Annotated in this window: 17 protein-coding genes; 14 read left to right on the forward strand and 3 right to left on the reverse strand. The window is 28.7% G+C overall.

Annotation, left to right across the window (positions count from 1 at the left end):
- Nucleotides 1-195 precede the first annotated feature (195 nt).
- Together GOQ27_RS11085 and GOQ27_RS11090 are read left to right on the forward strand one after the other, a co-directional pair.
- On the forward strand, nucleotides 196-1,059 hold the full coding sequence (locus GOQ27_RS11085) for an aldose 1-epimerase family protein (RefSeq protein WP_203366933.1): 864 nt from the start codon (nucleotides 196-198) through the stop codon (nucleotides 1,057-1,059).
- A gap of 57 nt (nucleotides 1,060-1,116) precedes the next feature.
- Nucleotides 1,117-2,052: an AEC family transporter gene (locus GOQ27_RS11090; protein WP_203366934.1), complete on the forward strand. Its 936-nt coding sequence runs from the start codon at nucleotides 1,117-1,119 to the stop codon at nucleotides 2,050-2,052.
- Between the two features lie 33 nt (nucleotides 2,053-2,085).
- Here GOQ27_RS11090 and GOQ27_RS11095 read toward each other — a convergent pair whose 3' ends face one another.
- A complete protein-coding gene (locus GOQ27_RS11095) occupies nucleotides 2,086-3,102 on the reverse strand; it encodes a pirin family protein (protein WP_350445908.1) in 1,017 nt (338 codons plus the stop codon).
- 227 nt (nucleotides 3,103-3,329) lie between these two features.
- On the opposite strand from GOQ27_RS11095, the gene GOQ27_RS11100 reads away from it, so the two are divergent.
- From GOQ27_RS11100 to htpG, 6 genes are all read left to right on the forward strand, one after another.
- Nucleotides 3,330-4,700 (forward strand): alanine/glycine:cation symporter family protein, encoded by a 1,371-nt coding sequence (locus GOQ27_RS11100; RefSeq protein WP_484477124.1) that lies wholly within the window; start codon nucleotides 3,330-3,332, stop codon nucleotides 4,698-4,700.
- A gap of 94 nt (nucleotides 4,701-4,794) precedes the next feature.
- Nucleotides 4,795-6,558 (forward strand): DUF4153 domain-containing protein, encoded by a 1,764-nt coding sequence (locus GOQ27_RS11105; RefSeq protein ID WP_203366935.1) that lies wholly within the window; start codon nucleotides 4,795-4,797, stop codon nucleotides 6,556-6,558.
- A 117-nt stretch (nucleotides 6,559-6,675) separates the two neighbouring features.
- Nucleotides 6,676-6,993, forward strand: coding sequence for a nucleoside triphosphate pyrophosphohydrolase (locus GOQ27_RS11110; protein WP_203366936.1), 318 nt, complete (start codon nucleotides 6,676-6,678; stop codon nucleotides 6,991-6,993).
- Nucleotides 6,994-7,223: 230 nt separating this feature from the next.
- Complete coding sequence (locus GOQ27_RS11115) at nucleotides 7,224-10,370, forward strand: DEAD/DEAH box helicase (RefSeq protein WP_203366937.1); 3,147 nt, start codon at nucleotides 7,224-7,226, stop codon at nucleotides 10,368-10,370.
- 123 nt (nucleotides 10,371-10,493) lie between these two features.
- Nucleotides 10,494-11,033, forward strand: a complete 540-nt coding sequence (locus GOQ27_RS11120; RefSeq protein WP_203366938.1) for a DUF6512 family protein — start codon at nucleotides 10,494-10,496, stop codon at nucleotides 11,031-11,033.
- Nucleotides 11,034-11,143: 110 nt separating this feature from the next.
- A complete protein-coding gene (htpG, locus tag GOQ27_RS11125; protein ID WP_203366939.1) occupies nucleotides 11,144-13,018 on the forward strand; it encodes a molecular chaperone HtpG in 1,875 nt (624 codons plus the stop codon).
- Here htpG and GOQ27_RS11130 read toward each other — a convergent pair.
- Nucleotides 13,015-13,182 (reverse strand): glycine zipper domain-containing protein, encoded by a 168-nt coding sequence (locus tag GOQ27_RS11130; protein WP_203366940.1) that lies wholly within the window; start codon nucleotides 13,180-13,182, stop codon nucleotides 13,015-13,017. The genes htpG and GOQ27_RS11130 overlap by 4 nt on opposite strands.
- Nucleotides 13,183-13,209: 27 nt before the next feature.
- Nucleotides 13,210-13,845: a CBS domain-containing protein gene (locus GOQ27_RS11135; RefSeq protein ID WP_203366941.1), complete on the reverse strand. Its 636-nt coding sequence runs from the start codon at nucleotides 13,843-13,845 to the stop codon at nucleotides 13,210-13,212.
- A 194-nt stretch (nucleotides 13,846-14,039) separates the two neighbouring features.
- Here GOQ27_RS11135 and GOQ27_RS11140 point away from each other — a divergent pair, with 194 nt between their 5' ends.
- The 6 genes from GOQ27_RS11140 (at nucleotide 14,040) to GOQ27_RS11165 (ending at nucleotide 17,849) form a co-directional block, all read left to right on the forward strand.
- Nucleotides 14,040-14,240 carry a hypothetical protein gene (locus tag GOQ27_RS11140; protein ID WP_203366942.1) on the forward strand — a complete coding sequence of 67 codons (201 nt, stop codon included), beginning with the start codon at nucleotides 14,040-14,042 and terminating at the stop codon, nucleotides 14,238-14,240.
- Nucleotides 14,241-14,352: 112 nt separating this feature from the next.
- A complete protein-coding gene (locus GOQ27_RS11145; protein WP_203366943.1) occupies nucleotides 14,353-14,877 on the forward strand; it encodes an RNA polymerase sigma factor in 525 nt (174 codons plus the stop codon).
- Between the two features lie 2 nt (nucleotides 14,878-14,879).
- A complete protein-coding gene (locus tag GOQ27_RS11150) occupies nucleotides 14,880-15,179 on the forward strand; it encodes a hypothetical protein (RefSeq protein ID WP_203366944.1) in 300 nt (99 codons plus the stop codon).
- Nucleotides 15,179-16,042 carry an ABC transporter ATP-binding protein gene (locus tag GOQ27_RS11155; protein ID WP_203366945.1) on the forward strand — a complete coding sequence of 288 codons (864 nt, stop codon included), beginning with the start codon at nucleotides 15,179-15,181 and terminating at the stop codon, nucleotides 16,040-16,042. The genes GOQ27_RS11150 and GOQ27_RS11155 overlap by 1 nt, the downstream gene beginning before the upstream one ends.
- A gap of 3 nt (nucleotides 16,043-16,045) precedes the next feature.
- On the forward strand, nucleotides 16,046-17,266 hold the full coding sequence (locus GOQ27_RS11160; RefSeq protein ID WP_203366946.1) for an ABC transporter permease: 1,221 nt from the start codon (nucleotides 16,046-16,048) through the stop codon (nucleotides 17,264-17,266).
- Nucleotides 17,196-17,849: a hypothetical protein gene (locus tag GOQ27_RS11165; protein ID WP_203366947.1), complete on the forward strand. Its 654-nt coding sequence runs from the start codon at nucleotides 17,196-17,198 to the stop codon at nucleotides 17,847-17,849. The genes GOQ27_RS11160 and GOQ27_RS11165 overlap by 71 nt, the downstream gene beginning before the upstream one ends.
- Nucleotides 17,850-17,913: the final 64 nt, after the last annotated feature.

The following is a 17,913-nucleotide window of genomic DNA, read 5'->3' on the forward strand; positions in this document are numbered from 1 at the left end:
CCAGCAAGAAAACTAATTCGTACATTAAAATATGAAGACACAAAAAAAATAGCTGACAAAGTTGTAAACATGAGTACAGCACAAGAAATAGAAGATTATATGGATAAATATTTTAAATAAGTTTTCAACCTATGTATAATCCCTTATTAAGAGATTGTCCATAGGTTTTTTTACTTACAACTAGGAGGAATAATAATGATACAAAAAATTAAAAATGAATTTTTAAGTATATCCATTAAAAGTAATGGAGCAGAACTTTGTAGTTTAAAATCATTAGAAAATAACAAAGAATATATATGGCAAGCTGATGATAATTATTGGGGAAGACATGCTCCTGTATTATTTCCAATAGTAGGATGTTTAAAAGAGGATAGCTATATAGTTGATGATAAAAACTATAAAATGACAAGACATGGATTTGCCAGAGATTGTGAATTTGAACTTTTAGAGAAACAAGATAATAAACTTAAGTATCTATTAAAAAGTAATGAAAAAACACTAGATAAGTATCCATATAAATTTGAGCTTTATATAATATACCAACTAATAGATAAGAGTTTGAGCATAACCTATGAGGTAAGAAATAAAGGTAATAAAGAAATATATTTTTCGATTGGTGGACATCCAGCATTTAATTGTGACATAGAAAAAGGAAATAAATATATTGAATTTGAAAAAGAAGAAAACCTAGACAGCTATATTCTAGATCCTAAAAAGGGTCTTATTAGAAATGAAAAGAAAAAGATTTTAAAAGGAGAAAAGGAACTATTACTATCCTATGATTTATTTAAATCTGATGCATTAATATTTGAGAATATAAGATCTCAATATTTATATATAAAAGATGACAATAAAAAAGATAAGATAAAAATAACGATAGAGGATTTTCCATTCTTAGGTATATGGACTCCGGAAGCACCTTTTATATGTATAGAACCCTGGTATGGAGTAGCAGATTTTATAGATACCAATAGTAAAATAGAAGATAAAAAGGGAATTCAAAAATTAGGTATAGATAAAATATTTAAGTGTGGATACCAAATAGAAATTTGTGAATAAGAATTTTTAAATGTATGATATAATTTATAGGTATATTTTACAAGAGAGGAAAATATCATGGAAGAAATCATATCTAAAGTCATACCAATAATTTTATTAATAGCACTAGGATATCTTATGCAATATAGGAACATGGTGAAATCAGAGAGTATTGAAGAAATAAAAAAAGGAGTTATAAATATAGCCCTACCCCCAGTATTATTCTTAACCTTCAGGGATATGACATTGAAGAAAGAATATTTCTTAGTAGTATTATATACATTTATATTACTAATAGCTTTATATATCATTGGTATTTTACTAAATAAGATCAAATATATATCCCATCCTCTAGTACCTTTTGTAGTTACAGCATTTACATTTGGACTATTAGGAATTCCCTTATATGGATCAGTCTTTGGCATAGAAAATCTTGAGAAAATATCAATATTAGGAATAGGGCATGAGTTCTTTATTTGGTTTATCTTTTATACCTTGATGAAAATTAAGTTTAAAGGGGAATCTTTTTCTTTAGAAGTAGTTAAAGGGTTCATAAAGTCTCCATTAATCCTAGCTATTATCTTTGGGTTAATACTGAATGTTACGGGATATAATATTTTATTTAAAGAAAACTCCCTGCTAAAAGGGCTAGACATTACATTAGAATATCTATCAAGCATGGCTACTCCATTGATACTGATAATTATAGGGTTTGGTTTAAAGATTAATAAGAAATATATGAAACAGAGTATAAAACTTACTATTATTAGGATAGTAACAATTTTAGTAGTTGGATATGCCTTTAAGTTTATACTTATAGATAAAATAATAGTAGATGATAAATTATTTGATTACGCTTTTTTCACATTATTAATTTTACCACCTCCATATTCTCTGCCTATATTTGTAGGAGAATATGCTAATGATGAATATAGAGATATAGCTAATAATGTAGTAGTTTTAAACACAATTACATGCATAGTAATGTATGTGTCCTTTGTATTTTTAATATAAATAAAAGATGAATCCCCAAGGATTCATCTTTTATTACTTTGGTATATCTATATTATTTTCACCATATTTAGCAAATCTTCCACTATCAGAAGGATTAACTGGATCAACTCTATCCCAAGGCCATCCACCAAACTTAGTCTCTTCATAGTCTTTGTAAGCTTCATTTATTTCATCCATTGTATTCATGACAAAAGGGCCATAATTTATTGCTGGTTCATTTATTGGTTCCCCTTCAAGTAATAATAAATAACTATCTTTATTTCCATTTACAACATTGATTTCTTGATCACCAGCTAGCTTTAGAGTAGCTTGTGAATCTATAGTAGTCTCATCTATTTTTATATTTTTCCCTTGATATAAGTATAGAGTTCTATTTAAAGTATCAGATACTTTAGGTAGAGTAAAACTTGCCCCTGGTTCTAGATGGATAGTCCAGATATTAACATGATTATCCCTATCAAAGGCCCAAGAGTCAGGATTGGGGTCTAAACTATTAGTACCATTATATGAACCAGTAATTACATTTATATTAGCTTTATTACCATCTTCATTTTCTTCTACTACAATCGGGATATCTTCATTCCATAGCATCTTATAATGGGGATCTACAAATTTACTTTTACTAGGTAGATTTAACCATACTTGAAATAATTCTAAAGTATTATCCTTATCGTCATTAACTAAAGGAAACATCTCTGCATGTTGCATTCCCTTTCCAGCAGTCATCCACTGAACATCTCCAGCTCCATATCTACCACTTAAACCAGCAGAATCAGAATGGTCTACAAAACCTTGGAGAACTATAGTTACTGTTTCAAATCCTCTATGAGGATGAACAGGAAATCCTGGTACAGTCTTTCCATAATACATTCTAAAATCATTATCAAAATCAAAGTCTCCATTTGGATTTCTATCTTTTATATGATCCTTAGGGACTTCCATATCCCCATTGCCTTTAGGAAAAAAATCAAGATGATGCATCCTAATGATGAAAGGATCTCCTACTTCTTCTCTAAAATTGAACTCACTTATCTTAATAATCTTATCCACTTTTTAACCCCCTATTATGAAATAAATACTTATATAAGGTTTATACCTTTAATATAAATATTAAATCAAAAAAGAATATAAATAGAATGATAAAAAAATATCAAAATATAATGATTATTTATAATTTTTTATAAACTTTCTTAAAGCATATATTATAGAATCAAAGTGAAATATTTAACAAAGATAATTATTAAAAAACTAGTGCTTAAAGTGAAGGGGGATACTACATGACAAAGTTTATGGAACTACTAGAAGTAATTAATGGATTTTTATGGGGGCCAGTGATGTTAATTGCTCTACTAGGGACAGGGGTACTATTTACATTAAGATTACGTTTTATCCAAGTCACAAAATTAAAAGCTATATTTAAGCAAGTATTCAGTAAGCCTACAAAAGAAACAGAAGATCTGGGAATGTCACCATTTCAATCTCTTTCTACTGCAATAGCAGCCCAAGTAGGTACAGGGAATTTAGCTGGTGTTGCTACAGCAATTGCAGCAGGAGGACCTGGGGCAATATTCTGGATGTGGATAAGTGGTTTTTTTGGTATGGGAACGATATTTGCAGAAGCAGTTTTAGGACAATTGTTTAATAGAAGTGAAAATGGAGAATTAGTTGGAGGACCGGCATATTATCTAAGATATGGGTTAAAAAGTAAAGCATTAGCAGGATTTTTTGCCATATCTATAGTACTTGCCCTTGGATTTATGGGGAATATGGTTCAATCTAATTCTATAGCATTAGCAGTTAACAATGCCTTTGATATACCAAAGATAATTATAGGAATAGTAGTAGCAGTATTAGCAGGATTAATCCTTGTAGGAGGAGTAGGTAGAATAGGATCATTTACTGAAAAGGTAGTTCCATTTATGGCAGCCCTCTACATATTAGGAGGAGTTATAATACTCGCTATGAATTATGAAAATATACTTCCTGCATTAAAAATGATAGTTTATGGAGCTTTCAATCCTAGAGCTGCAACTGGTGGTTTTATAGGTGCAACAGTAAAAGAAACTTTAAGGTATGGTATAGCAAGGGGATTATTCTCTAATGAGGCTGGAATGGGATCCACACCCCATGCTCATGCTGTAGCTAAGGTGGATCATCCTGTACAACAAGGACTAGTTTCAATGTTGGGAGTTATAGTGGATACTGGAATAGTATGTACTATAACAGCATTAGTAATATTAACTACCGGAGCCTTTGAGACAGGATTAACCAGTTCTGAATTGACTCAACAAGGGTTTTATTTAGGATTTAGTAACTTTGGTAATTTTGGTTTATATTTTATAGCAGTAGCACTATTCTTTTTTGCTTTCTCTACCATAATTGGATGGTATTTCTTTGGAGAATTAAATATCAAATATCTTTTCGGTAAAAAAGGAGTAAAATATTACCGACCCTTAGTTCTTATAGGTATAGTCGTAGGAACCTTATTAGATGTGGACTTAGTTTGGGCCTTAGCCGATGTATTTAATGCCCTGATGGTAATACCTAACTTAATAGCCTTGGTAGGATTATCAGCCTTGGTAGTTAAGTCAGTGAATGGATATAGTTTTGAAAAAGGTGAAAGATTAGATAATAAAAAAATAAGTTAATATATAAAGCAAAAAATAATCAATAGTCTTAAGACTATTGATTATTTTTTATTTTATTGTGAAGTGATATAATTAGGTGGAAGGAGTGATAATTTTGAATATTAGTCAACGGTTTAAGGATTTATATAATAAGCTCTATGATAGTTTCAAGAGATTTCCCCTAGCATTACTATATGCAGCTCTAACTGTGGGAGTATCAATTTATTTAAATCACTTAGGCTATATTGGAATTGATGACAAAAGAGATATGTTTACTCGTATAGGGATGGTATTAGCTTTAGGAGTACCTTTAAGCTTATCATTATATATGCTTTTCGAGTCAAAACCCCATATAAAGAAGAACATAAAGATAATAGCCCATTTAGGTACAGCTATAGTATTAGTAGGCTACTACTTATTATTATTAAGAAATTTAGAATATGTTTCTGGAACTAGATATATAGCATATACAATAGCCCTTTATTTAATATTTAGCTTTATTCCCTATATTAGAAGAAAAGAAAATTATGAATTGTATGTGATTAGACTATTTTCTAGATTTGTAGTTACCTATGTTTATTCAATGGTATTATATTTAGGTCTTGCAGCTATATTAGGTACTATAAATTTACTATTTGATGCAGGGATCTCAGGAAGAGTATTTGCTGATATAGCATTTATTGTAGCAGGGATATTTGCACCAACATTTTTTCTAGCTGATGTTCCTAGAAGAGAAGAAGAAATATCAGTAGTTGATTATCCTAAAGTGATAAGAGTTTTACTACAGTTTATAGTTCTACCATTATTATCAGTATATACGATTATTCTCTATATATATTTTGCAAAAATTATTGTAACAATGGAACTACCTCAAGGTATCATAGGCAATCTAGTATTATGGTACTCAATAGTAAGTACAATTGTACTTTTCTTTATATATCCATTAAAAAAATCAAACCAATGGATAAGATATTTTATATTAATTTTCCCTAAAGCAATTATTCCATTACTAGGAATGATGTTTCTTGCATTAGGAATAAGAATCAATGCCTATGGTATAACAGAAGATAGATACTTTGTATTAATAATAGGACTATGGATTACAGGAATAATGATATATTATTCAATTAAAAAAGACATAAGAAATATTATATTGACTATAACCTTATCTATAATAGCTATCTTATCAGTGACTGGTCCATGGAGTGCTTATTCTATATCTAAATGGAGTCAGAATGACAGATTAGAAGAAGTGTTAGAAAGATACGATATGATAGATGAAAATAACGAAATAAAATCTCCGCCAATAGAAAAAGAGTTATCAGAAATAGATAAAGAGATAATTAGTAGTGTAATATTATACTTTGATAGAAATTATGACCTAGAAGATATTAAATATCTTCCAGAAGATGTTAAGATTAGTGATATAAAAGATATATTTGGATTTGAACTAAAAGATGATAGGATGGGTTATCCAGCAGCTAGAGAATACTTTGGATATAATTTAGATAAGATGAATAACCTTGTAGACATATCAGACTTTGATTATTTTGGAGATATAAACGTCTACCCCTACGATAATATCGAACAAGAGCAGGGAGACTATACTATAGAATATAATAACAGTGATAGAAAATTGGTAGTAAAAAACAAAGAAGATATATTATATACTAAAAACCTAGAAGAAGTAGTAGAACTTCTCCATAAACAAAATCAAGGCAAAGGAAGTTTAGAACAAGAGAAAATGACATTTATAGAAGAAACAAAAGATATAAAAATACAAATAGTATTCAAACATATTCATGGATATGAAGATAGAGCTATAGAAGAAGTAGTAGTTGAGAGTGTAGAATTTTATAGTTTTATTAAGTTTAAATAGTAGAGATGAAAGGGCAGGAGAGATTCTGCTCTTTTGTTGTATAGGGAGGATTTAGATGGAAATTAATAGAGTGTTTTGAAATATGAGATTAATTAATAATAAGGAGTTAGATAAAACATGAGTGAAAAAATATATAATAAACTAATTAGAGACAAAATACCACAAATCATTGAAGAGAACAATAAAGAATATGTTATAGAAAAAGTTAATGAGAGAGAGCTTAGTCAACTATTAAATAAGAAATTACAAGAAGAAGTTGATGAATACTTAGAGTCGGAAGAAGTAGAAGAATTAGCAGATATATTAGAAGTAATACATGGTATATTAGACACTAAAAATATATCATTTAAAGAATTAGAGAAGATAAGAGAATCAAAGAAACATAAAAGAGGCGGGTTTAGTAAAGGAGTTAAGCTAATTAAAGTTATAGAATAGAATCTAAATAAACTTAGGTGATAAAATTATTTTATAGGAATAGATTTTCATCTACATTCTTTTACTGTTGAGTGTATAGATGAAGGGATAAGTATATGCAAATAAGTATTTTAATATATTACAATAGAAGACAATAAATAAATTAATTAAATATAAAAGGACTTATAAACCTTTATATAGAAATTTCTATATAAAGGTTTATTTCTAATATTTTTAACTGAGGTGAAGAAATGTTAAAGGAAGGTATTTACGAAGATATAATAAATAATAAGATCAAGTGTGAACTTGATAATATAGGACTAGATATTTATGATGTTGAAAAGGAAGAACTAGATGTTGAGGAAGCTAGAAAGATATTATCTTCCTATATTTCTAATGTCACTAGAAGAGCTTTAAAATACGTAAGAGACAATAATAGTGACGATAAAGAAGCGCTGTTAAATCAAATTAAAACTTGTAATCATATAATTTCAATATTGAGTGAGAATATAGAAAGTGAGGAATTTGAAGCATTAAAAATAATGGATGAGGGTGAGATATTAACATCTATATATTCAAAGATAAATAATGCTAGAAGTATTAATAAAAATAAGGTTGTAAGGCCTATTACTCCCATATCTCAGAGTTCTCTATTCACCGGGTCTCATTACGAGCCTAATATGCTTGGAGAGTTAAAAAGAGAGATAGCCTCCTGTGATTCTATAGATATGTTGGTGTCCTTTGTAAAATGGAGTGGAATTAGGTGCATTATCGAGGAATTAAGAGATTTTACTGATACGAATGGAAAGTTAAGAGTTATAACAACATCATATATGCAAGCTACAGATTATAAGGCTATTTTAGAATTAAGTAAATTAAAAAATACTGAAGTAAAGATATCCTATGATATAAATAGGACTCGATTACATGCTAAAGCATATATGTTTAAAAGAGAGACCGGATTTACTACTGCCTATATAGGATCTTCTAATCTATCTAACGCTGCTCTAACTTCAGGTTTAGAGTGGAATATTAAAGTGACTGAGAAGGATTCTTTTGATATTATAAAGAAATTTCAAGCTACCTTTGAAAGCTATTGGAATGATGATGAATTCGTATATTTTGATGGAGATGTAGAAGAAGATAATATAAAACTAAAAAGAGCATTGAAAAAAGACGAAAAGGAAAATGATATTTCCTTTAATTTTGATATACAACCCTATCATTATCAAAAGGAGATACTAGAAAACTTACAAGTTGAAAGAGAGATTTTTGATAGGACAAGAAATCTTTTAGTAGCTGCCACAGGGGTAGGAAAAACAGTAATATCAGCTTTTGATTATAAGAGATTTATAATAAATAATGGAAAGTCGAAAAAACTATTATTTGTGGCCCATAGAGAGGAAATATTAAAACAAAGTAGAGATACATTTAGAGCAATTTTAAAAGATTTCAATTTTGGAGATTTATTAGTTGGGGGTTATATTCCTGACGCTATTGACCATCTATTTATAAGTATTCAAAGCTTTAATAGTGTAAAGCTTTATGAAAGTACTACTAAGGATTATTATGATTTTATAATTATAGATGAATTCCATCATGCAGCTGCTGATTCTTATCAAAAATTATTAAGTCACTATAAACCTAAGATATTATTAGGATTAACTGCAACTCCAGAAAGAATGGATGGTAAAGATATATTACAATATTTTGATGATACTATAGCTTCAGAAATGAGATTAACAGAAGCTATAGATAGAAAATTATTAAGTCCCTTTCAATACTTTTGTGTAAGTGATACTGAAGATTTGTCAAAACTTAAATGGAGTAGAGGTGGATATAACATTAAAGAACTTGAAAATGTATATACCTCAAGTAAAATTAGAAGTAATCAGATTATTAAAAGTATTGATAAGTATATTACAGACATAGAAGATGTAAAAGGATTAGTGTTTTGTGTAAGTATAGATCATGCTAAATATATGGCGGATTTTTTTAATAAGTCAAATATACCTTCTATAGCATTATATGGTGGGTCTAAAAAAGAGTTAAGAAATGAAGCTAAAAACAAATTAGTTAGTGGAGAAGTTAAGTTTATTTTTGTTGTTGATTTATATAATGAAGGGGTAGATATACCAGAGGTTAATACAGTACTTTTTTTAAGACCTACAGAAAGTTTAACGGTATTTTTGCAGCAATTAGGTAGAGGACTTAGGCTATCAGAAGGAAAAGAATGTCTTACTGTTCTAGATTTTGTAGGTCAAGCCCATAAAAATTATAATTTTGAAGAAAAATTTAGAGCTTTAGTTGGAAGGACTAAACATTCAGTAAGACATTATGTTGAAAATGGTTTCCTTAATCTCCCGAAAGGGTGTTTTATACAATTAGAAAAACAGGCTAAAAAATACATATTAAGAAATATAAAAGAAAGTACTAATAATAGAAAAAATTTAATGAATAAGATGAAATACTTTAGTGGAGATTCAAAATTAGATTTAACTTTAGAAAACTTCTTGAAGTTTCACAAACTATCTTTGTATGATTTTTATGGGAAAAATGGAGATAGAACATTTAATAGAATGCTGGTAGAAGCTGGATTAAAGAAGGATTTTCATTGTGAATATGAAGAAGTAATAACTAGAAGATTAAATAATTTGTTTCATATAAATTCAGTTAAGTTTCTTAAGTTTCTTATAAGGTATATTGAAGATAAAAAAGTAAACAATGAAGAAGAAGTGTTTATGCTTTCAATGTTTTATTATTCCTTCTATACAAATCATCCAGCAAAAGAAGGATTATCTTCGATAGAAGGTGGTATTAATAAGATATTAAAAAATTCAGAGATGAAAGAAGAAATATTATCTATAATAAAGTATAACTATAATCATATACATACAATGGAGATAGATAATAATTTTGATTTTTCTTGTCCATTGGGAATACATAGTAGTTATACCACATCTCAAGTTTTAGCTTCTTTAGGTTACTTTAATGAAGAAAAGAGTCCATCTTTTAGAGAAGGAGTTAAACATTTTAAGGATAAGAAATTAGACATCTTCTTTATAACACTAAATAAATCAAAAAAGGATTTTTCACCATCAACTTTATATGAAGATTATGCTATCGATGAAAAATTATTTCACTGGCAAACTCAAAGTAAAGTCAAGGAAGATAGTAATACAGCTCAAAGATATATTAATCATAAAAAAACAGAAAATAAAATAGCATTATTTGTAAGGGAATACAAAAAAGAAAATGGATATACAGCTCCCTTTATATTTTTAGGTTTTGCAGAATATATAAGTCATTCAGGAAATAAGCCTATGAGTTTTATATGGGAACTAGAAGAAGAAATGCCCCCAATGTTTGTGTCAAAGGCTAATAAGAACATTTTATAAATTGAGATTTTTATAGATACTATATTTTCATATTAATGTAAAATCAACATTCTCTTATAATCAACGAATTAATAGACTATAATATATAGATAATTAATAAATCAATTATAGGAGATGTATTATATGAGTTATAGATCAGTAAAAAATTCTATTATTAAATCTATATTTATCCTTTTTATTGCCGGTAGTATTTTGCATTTTATATATGATTTAAGTGGTCAAAATATAATTGTCGGACTCTTTGCTCCAGTAAATGAAAGTGTGTGGGAACATAATAAATTAGCAGTTCTACCTATTATACTTTGGTGGACTATTTACTATGTAAGAAATAAGAGAAAAAATAGAATTAATAAAAGGAAATGGTTTACTGGGGCTTTAGTATCTGTATTGGTATCAATAGGAACAATTCCAGTATTACATTATTTCTTTAAAGGAGCCTTTGGAGTAAAATCCTTAGTAGTGGATATTATCATATTTTTATTAGCATTATTATTTGGTCAATTATTAGGATTTTATTTATATAATCATTCTAGAGGTTTGAATCCCTATATAAGTATAGGTTTAATTATATTGATTATATTGATATTTATAATCTTCACTTTATATCCTCCTCACTTACCACTATTTAGAGATGGTCCAACAGGAAAATATGGAATATTTTAAATTGTCAGATTGACTTATTTTAAAAAATATGATAAAAATTAATTATGGATTAGCACTCTAAGTCTTAGAGTGCTAATCCATAAAATTTTGTTTAGTGGAGGAGAGTTACTATGGCAAAAAAGGAGTTTAAAGCAGAATCAAAAAGATTGTTAGATTTGATGATTAACTCAATTTATACTCATAAGGAGATATTTTTAAGAGAACTTATATCTAATTCCAGTGATGCTATAGATAAAATATATTATAAAGCATTAACTGATGACAATTTAAAATTCAATAAAGATGATTATTATATCAAGATTACTCCAGATAAAGAAAATAGAACATTAACTGTTCTTGATACTGGTATAGGTATGACTAAAGAAGAATTAGAGGAGAATCTTGGTACTATAGCTAAAAGTGGATCCTTTGATTTTAAAAAGATGAACCAATTAAAAGATGGATATGATATTATTGGACAATTTGGAGTTGGATTTTACTCAGCATTTATGGTAGCTGACACTATTACTGTAATGACTAGACCACTAGGCAGTGATGAGGGTTATAAATGGGAGTCAAAAGGGGCCGAGGGATATACTATAGAGTCTTATGATAAGGAGTATGTAGGAACAGAAATAATATTAAAATTAAAAGAGAACACTGAAGATGAGAATTATGATGAGTACTTAGATGAATATAAGATCCAGAACATAATTAAGAAATATTCTGACTTTGTAAGATATCCAATAAAAATGGATGTAACTAAGCATAAACCCAAGGAAGACAACGAAGAAGAATTTGAAGAGTATGTGGAAGAAAAAACTATAAATAGTATGGTTCCAATATGGAGAAAGAATAAAAATGAACTTACAAAGGAAGATTATGAAAAGTTTTATGCAGATAAGCATTATGGATTTGATAAGCCTGTGAAACATATCCATATGAAAGCTGAAGGTATGGTAAGATTTAATTCCATATTATATATACCAGAGAATATTCCATTTGATTATTATACACAAGAATATGAGAAAGGATTAGAGCTATATTCTAGTGGAGTATTAATCATGAATAAGTGTGCTGAATTATTACCAGACTACTTTAGTTTTATTAAAGGAATGGTTGATTCAGAAGATTTATCTTTAAATATTTCCAGAGAAATGTTACAGCATGATAGACAGCTTAAATTAATAGCTAAAAATATTAAGAAGAAGGTTAAAAGTGAGTTATTAAGCTTACTTAAGAATGAGAGAGAAAAGTATGAGAAATTCTATGAGTCCTTTGGTAGACAATTAAAATATGGAGTATATAGTGACTTTGGACAAAATAAAGAAACATTACAAGACTTATTAATGTTCTATTCTTCAAAGGAGAAGAAGTTAGTGACTTTAGATGAGTATGTTTCAAGAATGCCAGAAGAACAAAAATACATCTACTATGCAACAGGGGATTCAATAGATAAAATAGAAAAATTACCTCAAACTGAACTAGTATTAGATAAGGGATATGAAATTTTATACTTTACTGATGATGTAGATGAGTTTGCTATAAAAATGATAATGAAGTATAAGGATAAAGAGTTTAAATCCGTATCCAGTGGTGATTTAGGTATAGAGCCAGAAGAAAATGAAAATGAACCTAAAGAAGAAAATAGTAAATTATTTGAGAATATGAAAGACATTTTATCAAATAAGGTTAAAGAAGTTAGAGCATCAAAAAGATTAAAGAATCACCCAGTATGCCTTGCAAATGATGGTGAGGTTTCAATAGAGATGGAAAAGGTATTAAGTGCTATGCCTAATAATCAAAATATAAAGGCAGATAAAATATTAGAAATTAATACTAATCATGATGTATTTAAGTCATTAAAGGATGCATATGAAAATGATAATAAAGAAAAAATAGAGCTTTATACAAATTTATTATACAATCAAGCCCTTTTAATTGAAGGATTACCTATAGAGGATCCAGTAGAATTTTCTAATAATATGTGTAAAGTAATGAGTTAATAATAAAAGACTTTAAAGCCCCTTAGATCAGTTGGTCTAAGGGGTTTTTTCCTATCTATTTTATTGCCTATTTTATTTCCAGTTAATCCACCTATCACACCACCAGCAATAGCTCCTGCTAGAATACCTTCACTACTACCAATTATATTACCTCCTATATGCAAATATTTTAATTTATAGATTCTATGAATTTAGGTTTGGAAGTATTTTCTATTCCTAATCTTAAAACCTTTGGACTCTAGTTTATTGATAGCTCTATCTATATTTTCTCCCTCAATCCTGAGAGTAATTTCTCTTATTCCTAAGATTTGTTTTGGTTTGGCTACTACATTTAATATATTAATATTATTTCTATTTAGAATTTTAGTTATTTTAAACAACACACCTATTCTATCATAGGTTAGGATTGTAATCCTAGTTCCTTCATTAGATCCTAATACATCATTCATACTAGTAAATATATCTTTTGGTTTTATTATACCTTGAAATTCTCCATTGCTAACTATAGGAATAAAGGGCAGGTCTTCATCTGTCAACATCTTAGATGACTTCTCTAGCTCTTCGCTGATAGAAAGTGACTTAAAGTTTTTATCGATATAATTTTCGATCTTTTCATTTAAAAATTCATGCTTTTGTTCATCATTGAGTTTTATTAATTTAGAGTATAAAGTATTGATAGAAATACTCCCTATAAAAGTCTTTCCATCTACTACTGGAAGGGATAGGAGACCTTTTTCTTCTATAGTTTTTATACATTCATTGACTATTGTACTAGAGTTTAATAGTGTCAGCTCTGATTTATTAGTCATAGCTTGCTTGATAAGCATTAGCCAATTCCTCCTTGACTCGAATTACAGATTTTACATTATTAGATATTTTAACACCTGATTTATGATGGTGTTTACTTATCATTAAATTGTAAAAAAAGTTATAAAATCTTGTATAGAATTTTCTATACAAAGGTTCTATTTATAATACTGTGAAGTGTACAAATTGTTACTATCTTAAAGGAGGATTGACTATGACTAAAAAATATAAAGAGTGTCCAAAATGTAATCCTAAGAATGTTGCTAAAATAGTGTATGGTTATCCATCTCATGAATTATATAAAGAGCCAGAAGAAGGACAGGTTATACTAGGTGGGTGTTGTATAATGCCAGATTCACCAGAATATCATTGTAATGAATGCGATGCTGAGTGGAGAAAAGAAGATATGATTTAATGAAAAAAATATATTATAATAAAAATAATTTAAATAAATATCAAATTAAACTGTAACTTTTTGACCATACATATAGAATAAGAAGTAGAAGCTGAAATAAGGAGGTGATGGTATGGAGGAAGATAAGGAATTAATTGAAGGAATATTACATGAAAATGATATAAGTTTTGAAAAGCTCATATTGAAATATAGAAAGCCAGCTATATATTTTGCTCAGAAAATATTAAGGGATCCTTATATTGCAGAAGATGTTGTTCAAGAAAGCTTTGCTGATTTCTATGTATATAAAGAACGATTCAATCCTAAATACTCCTTTAAGACATATCTCTTTACCATCATAAGAAATAAAAGTGTGGATTATATAAAGAAAAACAGGATAACTTTTGAAGAAAATATAGAGATATCCACAGAAGATACTACGGAAAAAGCCTATCTGAATAAAGAAAGAAGAGACATTGTTTTATCTAAAATAAACGAACTGAAAAGGGATTACCGGTTAGCTATCTATTTAGTTGAATTTGAAGAACTTAGCTATAAAGAAATTGCTCAAATCATGAACAAGAACATAGCCCAAGTAAAGATAATAATTTATCGAGCTCGAAAGAAATTACAGACTTTATTGAAAGGTGAGGTGTAAATATGACTGATTATGATAGAGAGGAAAGAAATTTTATAAATGGGGTCTGGGGCAATGTAAGATATTTAGAGTGGAAGAAAAGAGAGAATGAAAAGGTATTAGAGAATAAAAGAAAAATTAGAAAGAGAAATATTATTTTAGGACTATATATATTCTTTGTAGTGATGATGATTGTAGTGCCTATTCTGTATTTTGGAGAATTAGATGCAGGGTTATTATATATTATTGGCACTATTATTTTGAGTGGAAGTATTATCTATGAGTATCTAGAGTCGAAAAAGATGTTTGGAGGTAAGGGATAATGAATATTGAAATAAAAGGTTTAACTAAAAATTATGGAAATAAAACAGCATTAGATAATGTAGACCTAAAAATAGATAAAGGAATGTTTGGATTACTAGGACCTAATGGAGCAGGAAAGACTACATTGATGAGAATACTCACTACTTTAGTACAAAAGACTGAAGGGGATATTAATATCCAAGGAATAGATATCTCTAAAAAAAGAAAAATTCGACAAATGATTGGATATCTGCCCCAAGACTTTGCAGTATATCCTACTTTAACTGTGTATGAAGCTATGGATTATCTAGCGTTACTTTCTAATATAGCTCCAAAGTCTAAAAGAAAAAAGTTAATCTTAGACCTTTTAGAAAAAGTTAATTTAGAAGACCATTTGAAGACGAAGGTAAAGGCTCTATCTGGTGGAATGAAAAGAAGACTAGGTATCGCTCAAGCATTAATTAATAATCCGTCTTTATTAATTGTAGATGAACCCACAGCGGGATTGGATCCAGAGGAAAGAATTAGATTTAGAAATCTGCTTAGAGATTTTTCAGAGGATAGAATAGTGATATTATCCACTCATATAGTAGAGGATGTTGAGTTTACATGTGAGGACCTAGCAATTTTAAAGGAAGGACAAATACTATATAAGGGTAAATCTAGAGATTTAATCAAACAAGCTGAAGGATATATTTGGACTGCTAATTTAGATAGAAAAAGGTTAAACGATATAAGAAAAAATCATCATATAATTTCAACTGTATCAGAGGGAGATTTGATAAAAACAAGGTTCCTATCTGACGGCACTCCTATTGAGGAATCAAAGGCAGTAAGCCCATCAATAGAAGATGCTTATATGAAGTTAGTTAAGGGGGTGTAGAGTATGTTTCTAAGTCTAGTTTTTAAAGAAATCAAACAACAATTTAAAAGCATAATATTTTACTTGTTCATAGGGATAATAGTATTATTTTATATTACTCAATTTCTAGGGGATGTAGATACGGAAGGGGTTTCCAAGCCAATACCTCCTGATGAATATAGAGAAGCTTATGGTAGAGAGCCTTACTATGGATATATAGAGGAAGAAGACCCTGAGGATCAGATGAATCTTATGTACTCAAGACTTATAAGGGATGCAAATCATGGGTCGGTGCTACAACATGGATTCCTTATGAGTAAAATAGTGAATTTATCAAAGGGTCAAAAGGAATTCATGCTAGATGCTGCTGACAAGATAATAAAGGAAGGACATGATATAAGTAATTTTGAAGCCGATGTGTCCTATAAAGAGTTTCAAATAATAATAGAGAAAGTAGATGAAAGATTAGGAGGGGGAACTTACTTCTCTGAAGAATATAATGATCAAGTATATAGACAAGAAAAAACTTATGATCAGGCTTTAAAAGATTTTGAAACTATGATATCTAAGGATACTCTTTCTAATGCCTATGGTAGATTATATGCAGATTATATGGGTATTGGTGCTGGGTTTTTCCCAATATTTTTAGCTGCTTTTATATTGACGAGAGATAAAAGGTATAGGATGTCAGAGCTAATCTATAGTAGAGAAATATCTAGCTATAAATACGTTTTTGCTAAATATATCGCATTGGTTATAAGTGTATCATTAGTTTATTTAGCTATAGTTACCCATGCTACTATACTAGTATCTAGTGTAGTTAAAGCAAATGGATATACTGTGGATTATTTAGCTTTTTATAAGTATACATTTGGATGGTTAGTCCCTACACTGCTATTTACTATTTCTATGGGATTTGTAATATCTATTATTTTTGGTAATGGTATAGTAGCTATACCTATACAGTTTGGACTATGGATAAGTAGTCTATTACCCCTTGTTGGAGATTATGGACTTTCAAAATTTGTTCTTAGATTCAATACAGTAGGGTCTTACGATATATTTAAAGAATCAATAAATGATATACTAATTAATCGAATTTTATATACAGTATTAGCGATTATATTGGTTGGTGTAGCCGGTAGGATTTTATCCTATAGAAGGGGGAGGCAGGATGGAATCATTAAGAAGAGATTTAAGAGGAAATCTAAAGAAGATTCTAGGACACCTTCACTACAATCTTAAGATAGTTTTTTCATTAAATATATTAGCAGCTTTTGTGCTGGTAGCAGTGACTCCTTTTTTATTTAGTTTAGTTAGATTAGAATATTCCAATATAGCTACTGTAGGGGAATTATATTTATCTGTAATAGGGATAATATTACTGCCCAATATAATTAATATCGAAGATATAGACAATATAAAGGAAGTAATTTATATAAGAAAGACTCCTCATATAATTACAACTATTCTAAGGTTAGCTATTATTATAATATTTATGTTTATATTAATAAGTAGTATAATCCTATTAGCTAAGCTACAACAAGGTAATTTCCCATTTTGGGAGATATCTTTAGGAAGTTTCATATCCTCACTATATTTCGGTATAATTGGTATTACAGTAGTAAATATAACTAAATCATTACCATCAGGATATCTAATTCCCTTTGCATATTATGCCTTTGAGTTCAGTACTAGGGGGAAATATACTAAAGACTTTTTTGTATTTAGTTTATTAAATGAAAGTTTTATTGAGAAAGGAAATTTGCTATTAATTATAGGTGGTCTTCTAATAGTTAATTTAGTAATAATATATAAGAGAAGTTAAAGCATGTAGATCTGAGTCTACATGCTATTTTATATAAACATTGATAGTTTAATAATATAATGTT

The sequence above is a fragment of the Anaeromonas frigoriresistens genome, from assembly GCF_016820655.1.
Classification (GTDB): Bacteria; Bacillota; Clostridia; order Tissierellales; family SIT17; genus Anaeromonas; species Anaeromonas frigoriresistens.

Bases quoted from the DNA above. Each gene is read 5' to 3' on its own strand.
- GOQ27_RS11085 (WP_203366933.1), top strand. From the start codon at position 196: ATGATACAAAAAATTAAAAATGAATTTTTAAGTATATCCATTAAAAGT.
- GOQ27_RS11090 (WP_203366934.1), top strand. From the start codon at position 1,117: ATGGAAGAAATCATATCTAAAGTCATACCAATAATTTTATTAATAGCA.
- GOQ27_RS11100 (WP_484477124.1), top strand. From the start codon at position 3,330: ATGACAAAGTTTATGGAACTACTAGAAGTAATTAATGGATTTTTATGG.
- GOQ27_RS11110 (WP_203366936.1), top strand. From the start codon at position 6,676: ATGAGTGAAAAAATATATAATAAACTAATTAGAGACAAAATACCACAA.
- GOQ27_RS11115 (WP_203366937.1), top strand. From the start codon at position 7,224: ATGTTAAAGGAAGGTATTTACGAAGATATAATAAATAATAAGATCAAG.
- GOQ27_RS11120 (WP_203366938.1), top strand. From the start codon at position 10,494: ATGAGTTATAGATCAGTAAAAAATTCTATTATTAAATCTATATTTATC.
- htpG (WP_203366939.1), top strand. From the start codon at position 11,144: ATGGCAAAAAAGGAGTTTAAAGCAGAATCAAAAAGATTGTTAGATTTG.
- GOQ27_RS11135 (WP_203366941.1), bottom strand. From the start codon at position 13,845: ATGCTTATCAAGCAAGCTATGACTAATAAATCAGAGCTGACACTATTA.
- GOQ27_RS11140 (WP_203366942.1), top strand. From the start codon at position 14,040: ATGACTAAAAAATATAAAGAGTGTCCAAAATGTAATCCTAAGAATGTT.
- GOQ27_RS11145 (WP_203366943.1), top strand. From the start codon at position 14,353: ATGGAGGAAGATAAGGAATTAATTGAAGGAATATTACATGAAAATGAT.
- GOQ27_RS11150 (WP_203366944.1), top strand. From the start codon at position 14,880: ATGACTGATTATGATAGAGAGGAAAGAAATTTTATAAATGGGGTCTGG.
- GOQ27_RS11155 (WP_203366945.1), top strand. From the start codon at position 15,179: ATGAATATTGAAATAAAAGGTTTAACTAAAAATTATGGAAATAAAACA.
- GOQ27_RS11160 (WP_203366946.1), top strand. From the start codon at position 16,046: ATGTTTCTAAGTCTAGTTTTTAAAGAAATCAAACAACAATTTAAAAGC.
- GOQ27_RS11165 (WP_203366947.1), top strand. From the start codon at position 17,196: ATGGAATCATTAAGAAGAGATTTAAGAGGAAATCTAAAGAAGATTCTA.